Origin of the sequence: Chitinophaga terrae (ex Kim and Jung 2007) (assembly GCF_900107795.1) — a bacterium.
GTDB lineage: Bacteria > Bacteroidota > Bacteroidia > Chitinophagales > Chitinophagaceae > Chitinophaga > Chitinophaga terrae.
This window is the reverse complement of the sequence record NZ_FNRL01000013.1, coordinates 1-13543: the sequence shown is the minus strand read 5'-3', so window position 1 is coordinate 13543 and position 13543 is coordinate 1. Positions and strand designations below refer to the sequence as shown.

16 protein-coding genes are annotated in these 13543 nt (G+C 45.2%); 10 read left to right on the top strand and 6 right to left on the bottom strand.

The features are described from left to right. Positions 1-4 precede the first annotated feature (4 nt). From BLV62_RS14970 to BLV62_RS14960, 3 genes are all read right to left on the bottom strand, one after another. Positions 5-1321, bottom strand: coding sequence for a sensor histidine kinase (locus BLV62_RS14970; RefSeq protein WP_089762776.1), 1317 nt, complete (start codon positions 1319-1321; stop codon positions 5-7). 70 nt (positions 1322-1391) lie between these two features. Continuing rightward, positions 1392-2090 carry an NUDIX hydrolase gene (locus BLV62_RS14965; RefSeq protein ID WP_089762775.1) on the bottom strand — a complete coding sequence of 233 codons (699 nt, stop codon included), beginning with the start codon at positions 2088-2090 and terminating at the stop codon, positions 1392-1394. Between the two features lie 50 nt (positions 2091-2140). Next, entirely contained in the window at positions 2141-2632 is a 492-nt protein-coding gene (locus tag BLV62_RS14960; RefSeq protein WP_089762774.1) for a DinB family protein, read from the bottom strand. Between the two features lie 234 nt (positions 2633-2866). On the opposite strand from BLV62_RS14960, the gene BLV62_RS14950 reads away from it, so the two are divergent. Next, a complete protein-coding gene (locus tag BLV62_RS14950; protein WP_089762772.1) occupies positions 2867-3331 on the top strand; it encodes a GNAT family N-acetyltransferase in 465 nt (154 codons plus the stop codon). Between the two features lie 77 nt (positions 3332-3408). Continuing rightward, on the top strand, positions 3409-4251 hold the full coding sequence (locus BLV62_RS14945; protein ID WP_168927950.1) for a GNAT family N-acetyltransferase: 843 nt from the start codon (positions 3409-3411) through the stop codon (positions 4249-4251). Positions 4252-4310: 59 nt separating this feature from the next. Here BLV62_RS14945 and fabD read toward each other — a convergent pair whose 3' ends face one another. The 3 genes from fabD to BLV62_RS14930 form a co-directional block, all read right to left on the bottom strand. After that, positions 4311-5201, bottom strand: coding sequence for an ACP S-malonyltransferase (gene fabD, locus BLV62_RS14940; RefSeq protein WP_089762770.1), 891 nt, complete (start codon positions 5199-5201; stop codon positions 4311-4313). A 125-nt stretch (positions 5202-5326) separates the two neighbouring features. Continuing rightward, positions 5327-5914 (bottom strand): GTP cyclohydrolase I FolE, encoded by a 588-nt coding sequence (gene folE, locus BLV62_RS14935; RefSeq protein WP_089762900.1) that lies wholly within the window; start codon positions 5912-5914, stop codon positions 5327-5329. 45 nt (positions 5915-5959) lie between these two features. After that, complete coding sequence (locus tag BLV62_RS14930; RefSeq protein WP_089762769.1) at positions 5960-6373, bottom strand: 6-pyruvoyl trahydropterin synthase family protein; 414 nt, start codon at positions 6371-6373, stop codon at positions 5960-5962. 113 nt (positions 6374-6486) lie between these two features. Between BLV62_RS14930 and mqnB the strand changes: the two genes are divergently transcribed. From mqnB to BLV62_RS14890, 8 genes are all read left to right on the top strand, one after another. Beyond that, a complete protein-coding gene (gene mqnB, locus BLV62_RS14925) occupies positions 6487-7158 on the top strand; it encodes a futalosine hydrolase (protein WP_089762768.1) in 672 nt (223 codons plus the stop codon). Between the two features lie 5 nt (positions 7159-7163). Then, on the top strand, positions 7164-7955 hold the full coding sequence (locus tag BLV62_RS14920) for a 1,4-dihydroxy-6-naphthoate synthase (RefSeq protein ID WP_089762767.1): 792 nt from the start codon (positions 7164-7166) through the stop codon (positions 7953-7955). A gap of 391 nt (positions 7956-8346) precedes the next feature. After that, on the top strand, positions 8347-9045 hold the full coding sequence (locus tag BLV62_RS14915) for an HAD family hydrolase (protein WP_089762766.1): 699 nt from the start codon (positions 8347-8349) through the stop codon (positions 9043-9045). Then, positions 9045-9887: a phosphoribosyltransferase family protein gene (locus BLV62_RS14910; RefSeq protein ID WP_089762765.1), complete on the top strand. Its 843-nt coding sequence runs from the start codon at positions 9045-9047 to the stop codon at positions 9885-9887. Before BLV62_RS14915 ends, BLV62_RS14910 begins: the two co-directional genes overlap by 1 nt. Continuing rightward, the gene (locus tag BLV62_RS14905; protein ID WP_089762764.1) at positions 9877-10431 is read left to right on the top strand and encodes a TerD family protein; all 555 of its coding nucleotides are present in this window, start codon (positions 9877-9879) and stop codon (positions 10429-10431) included. Before BLV62_RS14910 ends, BLV62_RS14905 begins: the two co-directional genes overlap by 11 nt. A 23-nt stretch (positions 10432-10454) precedes the next feature. Continuing rightward, positions 10455-11069 (top strand): TerD family protein, encoded by a 615-nt coding sequence (locus BLV62_RS14900; protein WP_089762763.1) that lies wholly within the window; start codon positions 10455-10457, stop codon positions 11067-11069. 39 nt (positions 11070-11108) lie between these two features. Beyond that, positions 11109-12209, top strand: a complete 1101-nt coding sequence (locus tag BLV62_RS14895) for a toxic anion resistance protein (protein WP_089762762.1) — start codon at positions 11109-11111, stop codon at positions 12207-12209. A gap of 18 nt (positions 12210-12227) precedes the next feature. Further along, positions 12228-13190, top strand: a complete 963-nt coding sequence (locus tag BLV62_RS14890) for a hypothetical protein (protein ID WP_089762761.1) — start codon at positions 12228-12230, stop codon at positions 13188-13190. The last annotated feature ends 353 nt before the right edge of the window (positions 13191-13543 follow it).

Below are 13543 nucleotides of genomic sequence, written 5' to 3'. Positions count from 1 at the left end.
ATGATCAAAAATGTGGCAACCGGTAAAAGAAAGTACTTCCTTCGTCCTCGTTATTAAACGCACCTATGTCTCCTCCCATCTTTTCTATAAAATCCTTACAGATGATCAGGGCAATACCGGCGCCTTTGCCCACCCTGTCGGGGTCTTTAGACAGATGCCGCCATTCGAACAATCCTTTAAGTATGTTTCCGTCTATTCCTGAACCTTCATCGGTGAAATAGACTGTTGTGCCCTTCTCATTTACTGACGTGTGTATCCTGATAACCCCGTTATCCGGCGAGAATTTTACGGCGTTATGCAAAAAGTTGCGGTGTACGAACTGCAGCATCTCGTAATCGGCCTGTACTGCGTGGTTAAGGGGAACGTCCAGCAGCAGCTTGATCTCTTTTTCTTCCAGGGTCGTTTTCAGGCTCTCTACTGTTTCCAATAATAACTCGCGTACCTGTAATACTTCGGGCTGATAAGAGAAACCTGACAACTGTGTCCGGACCCATTTGGATATTTCCTCGAACAACTGCAGGGTATGAGCAGCTGTTTTATCTACCTGCCCGATCATCGCAGTTGCTTCGGCGGGCGTCAGCACCCGTTCATTAACGAAGCCTGTAATGCTGACGATATTGTGCAATGGGGTTCTGAAATCATGCGCGATCATAGATAATAGTTTATTCTTGAAGTCATCATTTTCTTTTAATGCCATGTTGCTCCTTTCCGTTTCCTGCTGCCATTGCTCCATAGAAAGCATCCGGGGGTCAGACAATTTATATAACCGGATAATGGCGGTGATAAGGCATGCTACCAATACTATAATCACCAGGATCAATATTACCTGGTAGTAGACAAACCGGTCGTTATACCCTGTGCCTGCCAGTAAAGGAGAATGGACATGATATTCCTGCAGCAGGCTTTCCAGCAATTTGCTGCCAAAGAAATAAGAGAGATAGTCTGCCTCTTCTGCTCCCTGCTGCTGTTCAGCAATACGTATGACCGGCCTTGGGTCGGCAATTCTCTTTAAAAGACAGTTGTTAAGAGAGAAAGATACCTGGCTGGCTACTGGTACCGGCTTGCGTTTCGCATTTGCCTTTCTGCTTACAGGCTGGTTACTGTAAGCTATATCATAAGCAGACCGGGCATATGTTTCCCTGCCACCCAACTTGTATCCCAGGTATAACGCAGCGGTCTTTCGGGGGCCATCTGCATACTGAATACTATCTGTTGTGCGGGATAGCGATCGCTGAATAAACTTTATTTCATTTCGTTGGGCGTATAATGCAGTATATAAGAACAACAGGCAACAAACGCCCAAAAGACGGAAATAATGCATATACGGGTATTCACTCCGTCGAAAATAGCATTATTCGTCAGCAATCCGTTTAGCCATTTTGTTCATTTTGTCAGATCTCGAATACCAGGCCTTTATGTTTCAGGGCTTCATACTTTTGGGGGTCGAACCGGTAGAGATGCGCTCCCTTCTTGGAAGAAGTCTTATCTTTTTCTTCCAGCTTTTCAATAACGTCCAGCGACAGGATCTTTTTACGGAAGTTCCGTTTATCGAGCGTCCGCTGGTAGATCTCCTCATAAAGGCTGCGTAACTGCGACAGGGTAAATTTCTCGGGCAGCAGTTCAAACCCGATCGGGTGAAATTGTGCATTATTCCTGAGGGCTGCCAGTGCATCTTCTATCATTTTATTATGATCAAAGATCAGTTCCGGTATTTCGTGCAGTTCCAGCCAGTGAGCGCCATGCTCTCTTGCCAGCGGCTTATCATGATCCTTTATCCTGATAAGGGCGTAATAGGCTACGGAAATTACCCTGGCGCCGGTATCCCTGTTCACGCTTCCATAACAATGCAACTGGTCCATATAAATATTGTTCAAGCCCGTTGTATGCTCCAACACCCGGGCCGCCGCTTCTTCAATCCCTTCTCCTTCCTGTACAAAACCACCGACCAACGACCATTCGCCAGCCATAGGCGCCACTTTACGTTGCATAATGAGCAGCTTCAGCCGACCTTCGTCGAACCCGAAAATGATACAATCTACCGCCACCAAATGCCGGGGCGCTTTGTTATAAAAAGAGGAAGCTGCGTTCATAACGTATCTTTAATAGGGAGAATATTCAGGTAAAAATAATAAAAACCAGTTTATTTTCTGGGCTTGTAGCTCCGGTAATCCAGTACCGGCAACTTCTTTATATTCAACTGCTGCAACAATGAGATCAGCTGCCCCCTGATCAGCGTACTGCCATTTACCACTTCGATGATCACATCGTATACAGCGGTTTTATAATGCTCATTCTTTTTTAAGGTATAAGCTACCGTATGTTCCAGTCTTACTGGTGTTGCCTTTATCACCCACTGTTCCAGCAAGGCCGATTGCTCCAGGCAATGGCTGCATAACTCTTCAAAAGTTCCTTTAAAATCCCTGGCCGGATCGCTTACTTTTTCCACTAACTGCAAGCGCTCATACCACCCATGCTCGAACGCCCATAACTGTGCCACCAGCTCAAAAACCGAAGGCTGCACTCCGCCCCAGGAAGCCTCTGCCTGCTCCGGTTTCAGCTTCAGCAAACTTTTTACCAGCTGCTGGTTGGCCCAATGGTTATATGAAATATATGGAACAAGGATATTTTTCATATTGAGTCGCTTAGAATAGCATACAAATTACAATATTGTTTGCCATTCCTCCTTATGATATTTTCAATAATGCGATTTTTTTTTGACGCGCTGATCGCCACATTCTTCAAACTTGCGTTAGGAGCTAAAGAACAGTTTATATACATTTGTCCGCGTTCCCGGGCCTGCTTATGCGTTTCAAATCCGCCCATCCCGGAGCAACCCGCAGGCTTACGGAAATAAAAATATTCAGCTATGGAAGAGATCAAAATAAGAGTGGCGCAACGGGAAGATTGTGCGCGATTGATGGAACTGGTCAGAGAACTGGCCTTATACGAAAAAGCCCCTGAGCAGGTAACAGTCAGCCTTGCCCATTTTGAAGAAGCGGGGTTCGGTCCCAACCCCGTCTGGAAAGCCTTTGTAGCCACCACACAAGAGAATGGGAAAGAAGTGATCCAGGGTTTCGCCCTTTATTATATCCGCTACTCTACCTGGAAAGGCTCCCGCATGTACCTGGAAGATATTATTGTAACGGAGAACTTCCGTGGCAAAGGGATCGGCAAACTATTGCTGGACCGGCTGATAGAGGAAGCCAAAGAAAAACAGTTCAGCGGTATTGTATGGCAGGTGCTGGAATGGAATACTCCGGCTATCAATTTCTATAAAAAATATACAGCCAAATTCGATGCTGAATGGATCAACGTAAGCATTGATCTGTAAAGTTTCCGTTCATAACATAAGTAAAAGGTATGTTGCCAATGTTTATTAAATTGGTTACGTACCTTTTTATTTTCTATATGCAACCGGAATTTAAAACACTGCAAGGCATCGATACAGTCCAGTTATGCGATACATTCAACCTGGCATTCAGCGACTACCTGGTTCCGTTCCATTTAACTCCCGTTATCCTCCAGCAAAAAATGGAAGGAGAAAATCTCCGGCGCGCTTTCTCCATTGGCGCTTTCTTTAATGGAGAGTTGGGTGGGTTTATCCTGCAGGGGCCGGACGACGACAAGCATCCAAAAGTATTGTACAACGGTGGAACAGGCGTAATACCTGCCTTCAGGGGCCAGCGGCTGGTACAGCAGATGTACGGTCATTTTATCCCTGTTTACCAGCAACAGGGCGTCAGGCGGCTGCTGCTGGAAGTGATCAGCACCAACCTCCCGGCTATCAAGGCCTATAAGGCAACCGGTTTCCGGAAAGAAAGAGTACTGCATTGTTATAAAGGAGATATAAAAGCAGGCGCCCGGCCCGGCATCGAGATCAGGAAAAGCCCCAGCCCCGATTGGGAACGGCTTGGGCAGTTCGATACCATGCAACCCTCCTGGTCTAATTCGGTAGACAGCCGGAAGAGGGAAGCCCCTTATGTTGTTACCTGGGAAGCGTATATAGATGGCAAACGCGCCGGCTACATCACGGTGGCCAAAGACACGCGCCGCATCCGCAGCATTGCAGTGGCGCCGGAAATGAGGAGGCGCGGCGTAGGCAACACCCTGCTGCACACGGCCGCACAGCAACTGCCAGGCGCCTTCAGCATACTGAATATTGACGACGCGCATCCGGAGATCTCCGCCTTCCTGGAGCAGGCAGGGCTGACGAAATACTTATCACAGTACGAAATGGCAATGGATATATAGAAACGCAAAAAGCCCCGGAGTATAACTACCCCGGGGCTTCTGCTTATCGTTATAAACACTTAGTTAATCCCGTTAACTACTGCTTCTTTGTTGATCTTCTGTACTAATCCCTGCAACACTTTACCAGGACCTACCTCTGTAAATTCAGTCGCACCGTCGGCAATCATTGCCTGAACGGATTGTGTCCATCTTACAGCGCCTGTAAGCTGGTCGATCAGGTTTTGTTTGATGGCTGCCGGATCGGTCACTGCTTTCGCTACCACGTTCTGGTAAACAGGGCAGGAAGGCGCGTTGAAGGTAGCGGCGTTGATAGCTGCCTGTAGCTCTTCTTTGGCAGGAGCCATCAGCGGGGAGTGGAAAGCGCCGCCAACAGGCAGTATCAGGGCTCTTTTAGCGCCTGCAGCTTTCATTCTTTCACAAGCCAGTTCCACACCTTTGATGGAACCGGAGATCACCAACTGGCCGGGGCAGTTGTAGTTGGCTGCTACCACTACTTCGCCTGTTTCGGCAGTTACAGCAGCGCAGATCTCTTCTACCTTGGCGTCGTCTAATGCGAGGATGGCCGCCATAGTGGAAGGTTGCACTTCACATGCTTTCTGCATGGCGTTAGCGCGGATGGCAACTAATTTCAAAGCATCTTCAAATGATAATACGCCATTAGCTACCAAAGCGGAAAATTCGCCCAGCGAGTGGCCGGCTACCATGTCGGGCTGGCCATGTTCAGAACATAAAAAGGCAATTACAGCGTGGAGGAATACAGCAGGTTGCGTTACTTTGGTTTGTTTCAGGTCTTCCTCTGTTCCGGTGAACATGATATCGGAGATGCGGAATCCCAGGATTTCATTGGCTTTCTCGAAAAGATCTTTGGCTTTTGTATTAGTTTCATACAGATTTTTACCCATACCCGGGAACTGAGATCCCTGCCCGGGAAATATGTAAGCATGCTTCATGGAAGTTCTATTATCAAATTAATAATTTTCAAATATAAAAAGAATTATGAAATAGCCATTACGAACTACGGATTTGCAGATAGATGCGCTCTATTTACAAATCCGTAGTAAAAAGTTTGTTGCTGCTATTTGCCTATCAGTTTCATGAATTCGGCCCTGGTAGCGCCGCTGCCAAACTGGCCGCTGAACGCGGAAGTAGTGGTCAGGGAATTCTGTTTCTGTACCCCTCTCATCATCATGCAAAGATGCTGTGCTTCAATTACCACAGCAACGCCCTGCGGTTGCAGGGTTTCCTGGATAGCATCCAGGATCTGGTGAGTTAAACGTTCCTGTACCTGTAAACGGCGTGCAAAAACGTCGACAACCCTGGCAATTTTGCTTAAACCGGTGATGTAACCGTTAGGGATATAGGCTACATGCGCTTTCCCGAAGAAAGGCAGCATGTGATGTTCGCACATCGAGTACAGTTCAATATCCTTTACGATCACCATTTCGCTATATGCCTCGGTAAATTTCGCTCCTTCCAGGATTTCTTTGGCATCCTGCTGGTAACCCTGGGTAAGGAATTGCATGGCTTTAGCTACCCTTTCAGGTGTTTTTTCCAGCCCTTCTCTTTCCGGATCTTCGCCCAGAAGACGCAAACAGTCCTTATAATTGCTTATAAGCCCCGTTGTGATGTCTTCATCGTAAGTTTCGTTCTTATTATACGCCATTCTTATATGTTTTTTAAACAGGGCCCCAAGCCGGGGTCCTTTCAATTATTTACCGCCATAGTATTCCACATAGATCCTTGGCGTCTCATATAATTTAATGCAATGTAATTGTACCTCTGCGGGGAGATGTTTAGAGAGCTGGTCCCAGATGGCAATGGCCAGGTTTTCGGCCGACGTGAATTTACCCTTCATAAAGTCGACGTCCAGGTTCAGGTTACGGTGATCGATCTTTTCGATGATCGTATCTTTAATAATAACACCCAGTGTTTTGGCATTGAAAACAAAACCTGTTTCTGGATCCGGATTACCTTTTATTGTAACGTGTAGTTCGTAGTTATGACCATGCCAATTTTCATTAGCACATTTACCAAATACTTCCTCGTTTTTTTCTTTGCTCCAGCCCGGGTTAGACAACTTATGCGCTGCATTAAAGTTCTCTACTCGCGTTAAATAGATCATTTTTGAAAAAAATTTTCGCAAAAATACCACTATTAACTGAGTACTGCCAATTTATCCTTAATCCTGTCAATTGTTTTACATGGGCAAGCGACAATTTCCTGTACTTTTGCACCATGAAAATTTTGGTTACTGCCGCCACCACACTGGAAATACAGCCCTTTACCCGGTTCCTGGACGAACATCGTTCTTCTTTCCCGGCTCACCTGGATGTTGAGGTCCTGGTTGCCGGAATCGGTATGATGCATACCGCTTTCAGCCTGGGAACATACCTCGCCGTCAGGCAGCCTGACTTTGCTATCCAGGCAGGAATAGGCGGAAGTTTCGATCATTCCCGGGAGTTAGGCAGCCTGGTAATGGTAGCCGAAGAATACCTGGCCGACCTGGGCGCCGAAGACAACGATCAATTTAAAGATTTATTTGATATACAGCTCTGGCAACCCTCCCAGCCCCCGTTTACAGGTACCGCCCTGGTTAATACCTTTTCAGGCCTGCCGTTTATACCAGACCTGCCGAAAGTAAGGGGAGTTAGCGTAAATTTGGTAAGCGGCAGCGCTGCTACCATTGCCAGACTGGAGACTAAATACGCTCCCGTTATTGAAAGTATGGAAGGAGCTGCATTTCACTATGCCTGCCTCACTGCCAAAGTGCCATTCTTACAGTTGCGCAGTATTTCTAACTATGTAGAGATCCGCGATAAAAGCAAATGGAAAATACCTTTGGCTGTAAAAACACTGAATGAAGAACTGATCAATATTATTTCATCACTGGCCGGAATTAAATTATAGACGATATGCACTTATCATTAGGTTTTTCACCTTGCCCGAACGATACCTTTATATTCGACGGGTTGGTGAACAAGAAGATAGACACCAGAGAATTTTCTTTCGATACGCACTTGGAAGATGTTGAAACCCTTAATAACTGGGCGTTGCAGGGCAAACTGGATATTACCAAACTAAGTTTTGCCGTTTACCTGAAAGTAAAAGACCAATACGAACTGCTTAACTCAGGCAGCGCATTAGGGCGCGGCTGCGGTCCGCTGCTGATAGCAAAAAAAGACATTCCCTTAAGCGAGATAGATAACCTGACTGTTGCCATTCCCGGCGAAAACACCACCGCTAATTTACTTTTCTCTATCGCCTTCCCTAATGCCAAAAAGAAAAAAGTAATGCTCTTTTCAGAAATTGAAAATGCGGTGATCAACGGGGATGTAGATGCAGGAGTGATCATCCACGAAAACAGGTTCACCTACCAGCTGAAAGGCCTGGTAAAACTCATGGATATGGGCGAATTCTGGGAAAAAACCACCGGCAACCCCATTCCGCTGGGCGGCATCTTTATCAAAAAGAGCATCCCGGCCCCCATTCGCCAGCAACTGGATCAACTTATTCATAATAGCCTGCAAAACAGCTACGCTTCATATCCGCAACTTTCTGAATACGTTACCGCACACGCCCAGGAAATGGACGAATCAGTGATGCGCCAACACATCGACCTGTACGTCAACCAATTCAGCCTCGACCTCGGCGCAGAAGGCAAAGCAGCCGTCACAGCCCTCATGGAAGCAGCGGAGAAATTGTGATTTCACGCAAAGGGGTTTCACGCAGAGGAGCATAAGAAGCAAAGAAGCATAAGATATATTTTTTAAGAAATAAGGAAGCAAAGATGAGATTGTATAGTAAGCTAACTTCTTTGCTTCCTTTTTATTCGCTCCGATCAAAAATTCTTATGCTTCTTTGCTTCTTATGCTCCTCTGCGTGAAACCCCTCTGCGTGAAACTAGATAAGTTCGGGAACGATAACGCTGCATTAAATCTGCACGCTTTTTGATTATCGTGTGCAATTAAACATTATATTAGCTTTCCGCGGCCGCAGACTGTTTAAATACATTAACCCGGACACTATCGGCTATGTCAAGTATAGTAGTTTAACACAGAACGTAGTAATCATAAAACATTAATACGGTAAACATAGATGAGTAAGTACAGGCATTATTCTTTCGACCTTTGGTTAACATTGATCAGATCAAATCCTTCTTTTAAAAAAGAGAGGGCTAAGTTTATTTTTGATAACTTCAATCAATTTCAGAAACCACTGGAAGAAGCAGAGAAAGCCTTCAGACGGATAGACCTGCTTGCCAACGCGATCAACGAAAAAACAGGTAAGCATATGGATACAGATGAACTTTACCTGATGGTGATCAGCGAATTCAATGATCACCAATACGATCTGCAATCTGTTGACCTGGCCGCCCTGTATAACGAAATGGAGCAGTTGTTCTTTAGGTTTATGCCAAGGGTTTATTGCAATGAAACCAAAAAAGTGCTGGAAACATTATATAAACGCGGCGACTGTACTATCAGCCTGTTGAGCAACACTGCTTTCATAAAAGGAAGTACGCTCAGGCAGGTATTGCAGCAGCTGGAAATCGGTTCGTACTTTAAGTTCCAGATATATTCGGATGAAACGGGGATGTCGAAACCCAACATTCTCCTCTTCCGCAAAATGATTGACCAGGTAGCGATCAGCAGAAATAACGAATTAATACCCTTACAGGAAATTGTACACATAGGCGATAATAACAAAGCCGACATCGATGGGGCTAATGCTGCCGGTATTCAGTCGTTACTCATAAATTCCAATAATCGATGTATTTCAAGTTTGCTTAACTAATGATTACAACCTATTCCTTACATAAGATCATTGATACCAATGATGTAGGATTCTCCCCTGATGACTACAGCCGTTTTAAATTCGGCGATGACGCAGTGGCAGAGAAATTCGGTACTCAACTGGCACAAGGATTCATTGATCAGCACCTGGGCACTGGTCCTGTTCCTCAATTGGTAGTAGTATCCAGCCCTTATTCGTTTATCCCCACTGCTACTTTTGCCATGAAAAACTATTTCAGCTACCGGCTGAACAGATGGCTGGCATTGAACGGATACCCGATCATCCAGGAAACAAAGGTACACCGTACCATTACCTATAAGGAAGATTATGGTAACCTGGATGCCGAACAAAGATTGCAGCTGATAGGAAACGATAGTTTTCATATCGACAGGGAATTCCTGAAAGATAAGGTCATCGTATTCCTGGATGATATACGGATCACCGGAAGTCATGAACGTATGATCTTAAAGATGGCGGATACTTACCAGCTGACCAACGATATTTACCTGCTGTATTTTGCAGAATTGCAGAATAAAGCCATTCACCCGAACTTCGAGAATCACCTGAACTATCATTGTGTAAAGAATATTTTCGACCTGGATGATATTGTATCCGGGGAACGGTTTGCAATTAACACCCGTATTGTAAAATACCTGCTGAATTACGACGCTGACGCGTTCCGTGTTTTTCTACAGAACAAGTCGGAAAAATTCATCAACCTCCTGTATGATATGGCCATTGGCAACGGTTATCATACAATTGATGCTTACCAGCAGAATCTTGAGTATCTTAGCAATCACCTTTTTCAAAGAACACATAAAAGTTTAAAGCATGGCAATTAACTTGCAAAAAGGGCAGCGACAAACTATCAATGCACCTAAATTCATTATCGGCTTAGGTTGGGATGTCAACTCGTCCTCTACTGGTACCAGCTTTGACCTGGATGCTTCTGTTTTTATCATGGGAGAGAACAGGAAGATCTTATCTGACCAACACTTCATTTTTTATAACAACCTGGTATCGCCGGACGAAGCGGTGCAACATACAGGCGATAACCTGACGGGAGAAGGCGGAGGAGATGACGAACAGATCAAAATAGACCTCTCTAAAATTGACCCGAGAACTGCCGAGATCTGCGTGGTAGTGACCATTCACGATGCCGCAGCCAGGAAACAGAACTTCGGCCAGGTAAGGAATTCCTATGTGCGCATACTGGACGCCGCTACCAATGAAGTGATCCTGAAATATGAACTGGAAGAAGATTTCTCTATCGAAACCGCAGTGGAATTCGGAAGGATCTACAAACGGAACGACGAATGGAAATTTGAAGCAGTAGGCGTAGGCATGAAAGGCGGATTGCAGGACTATCTCAACAAATACAATTAATCACAAAAGCTAACATCATATCAATGGCAATAAATCTTCAAAAAGGGCAGCGTATCAGTCTCGAAAAATCAAATGGTACCAAACTTCAACATGTTTGCGTAGGCATCAACTGGGGAGCTATTGAAAAGAAAGGCTTGTTCGGCCTGGGTAAAACAAAGGAAGCAGTAGACCTCGACGGTAGCTGCGCTTTATTCAACGAGCAAAAACAACTGCTGGAAGTGGTTTATTTCGGCAACCTCCGGTCTAAAGACTCCGCAGTGATCCATAGCGGCGACGATCTGACGGGCGATATGAACGGCAACGACGGCCTCGACAACGAAGTGATCACGCTGGATTTCTCCCGCCTGAACAGCAACATCAACTATGTGGCATTTGTTCTGAACAGCTTCAGGGGACACGATTTTGGCACCATCCCATTTGCTTCCATCCGCATTTATGAAGGTACTCCTTCCCGCGTGAATGAAGTGTTTGCCACTTACGATATCGCCAGCGGACCTGGATTTGCGGGACATGTATCCATGGTGATGGGCGTTTTCTATAAAAAGAACGGAGAATGGAAATTTAACGCGATAGGAGAACCAACACGCGACAGGAAATTAGAGCAAACTGTAAATACCGTTGCACAACAGTATTTGTAGTTTTTATCTTACTACCCTTTTTACTAATTTCGATACCTTATGGAAACAACACCAAATATCACCGATCCAACTCTTCCTACCGTCAGAATTGACAAAGAAGGAAATACCAACCTTGCCAATCTCAGCCCGGAAGAAACACAGAAATACAAAGAGCTGAACAAAACGCTGGTCACCTCCGATGTGAACTCTGTGTTGAGCTACGGTTCTGACGTTCAGGCTTCTATGGAGCGTTACAGCAACGAATTCCTTACTTCTGTACGGACCAACCAGGCAGGAGAGGTAGGCGGGCTGATCAACGACCTGTTGGCTGAATTGAACTACATTGACGTAGAAGAGCTGAATCAGACAGGGTTTAAGGGAATGCTTTCCAAACTTCCATTCCTGAAGAAACTGGTTTTTGATGCCAAAAAGCTGTTCCAGAAATATGATACAGTGATCAATAACATCGACAAGATCACCAACAAGATCAAAGCTGGCCGCCTTAATTCCATCAAAGACAACAGTTCCCTCCAAACGATGTTTGACAGCAATGTCAGCTACATCAAGCAAATGGAAGACCTGATCATTTCCGGTCAACTGAAAATGAACGAATTGAACGAACAACTGGCTGTAATGGAAGCAAACCCGGCTAACTACCAGGATTATGAAATTGCAGACCTGAGAGACTTCATCAACCGCCTGGACAAACGACTGGCAGATATGAAGATCGTTCGTTTCATCATGCTTCAGTCACTGGCGCAGATCCGCCTGGTTCAGAACAACAACACGTCTATCGCTGAAAAGGCACAGTCTATCATTACCACTACCCTCCCGGTGTGGAAAAACCAATTGACCATTGCCGTTGCACTGCAAAGACAAAAAGCCAACGTGGAAATGCAACGCAAAATATCCGATACTACCAACACTATCCTGCAGAAGAATGCAGACCTGTTGAAACAGAACAGTATCGAAGTGGCCAAGGAAAATGAAAAGACCGTTGTATCTATCGAAACACTGAAGAGAACTACACAGTCGCTGATCGAAACGCTTCACGAAGTGAAGAGAATTCACGAACAAGGCGCTGAAAGCCGTAAAGTATTAGACAGTGAGTTGCAGAACCTGGAAACAGAGTTGAAGAAAAACGTAACAAACGTTAAATAATATTTGTAAGTAAAAGGAATGGAGGATAACCTGGCTATAATACTGAACAACTCAAATAAAACCATAAGCAAATTACAGGTGCTTTCTGCGTTTTTCGATGAGGAGATCATTTATAAGATCTATCTCCGTAGCCAGGTTGTCCATAAACTGTTCGAAACCAACCCGGAACTGGATATCAATAAACTGGAACTCTTCCATATCCAGTACACCGACTCCGTCATAGACCTGCTCAGGAAAATCAAGGCCGATAACGAAAAGAATGTAAGCCTGCTGTACGACGAAATACATCTTAACGAAGAGCTCATAGAGAAACTCAACAACGCCGTGTTCACCGAAAAGAGTTACGAACTCGACAAACAACGGCAATCTCTGAAAATGAACCTCTCTATGCGGGCGCTTTTCAAAACCTTATCCGAAAATACAGACGAGTACCCCTTCTCCAGGAATATCAACGCATTCAGCAACCGTTACGCCCAGGACTTTTTCTACGATATATCGGCAGACCAGATGCTGGCGCTGATCAATTTTGATACAGACAAAGTTTATAAAAACACCCATGCTACCATACAGAAAAAGCTGATGGGGCTACTTTGCAAAGTGGATTTCAAAACAGAGTTCTTCTGCGGTCTCAGATCCGGCGACCTGGCCGTAGAGATCTACCGCTTCCTGGACCTCGACAGGCATTACCTTTATCTTCCCTCCAAAAACCTGCTTTTGCTCTGCGATCTTTCTACTATCCCCAATATCGACTGGACAAACAACCTTTCCAAAAAGGCCAGGATATTGCAGGAACTGAACTCAAAGAACGACCTGCTGGAGAGCCGGGCAAAACTCATTAAAACCCGTCTTCCGGAGCCCGTAAAAGCCGTTTTAAGCGAATACCATGAGAAGATATCGGAAGTGGATTTCCTTCAGAAAATAGGCAACTACGACGTGCAAACAAATATCCTCAAGGCCATGCTCAATACAGATGGCCTGTAAATCGAGTAGGAAGTGAGGGATTATTTCCCTCACTGTCCTCTCACACCACCGTACGTACCGGTCTGGTATACGGCGGTTTGTTAGAATAATTTAATCTGACTTTCTGTTTTCAGATAATAGCGTTCGTAAAATCCGACATAGCCTTCTTTCCTAAAGTATGCGTTGGTGAGGGTTCTGCATAGTATCGGACTACGAGCCGCACGGCTGTAACCTATACTCGTTTTGCTCCACATCCTTGCGTAATACTTTGATAAGCCAAGTTTTATAAGATTACGGTACCGGTTACGGATGGTTTTCCATTGCTTCCAGATACATATGCGCAGACGATTGTAGACTTTTCTGTCCAACTGTTG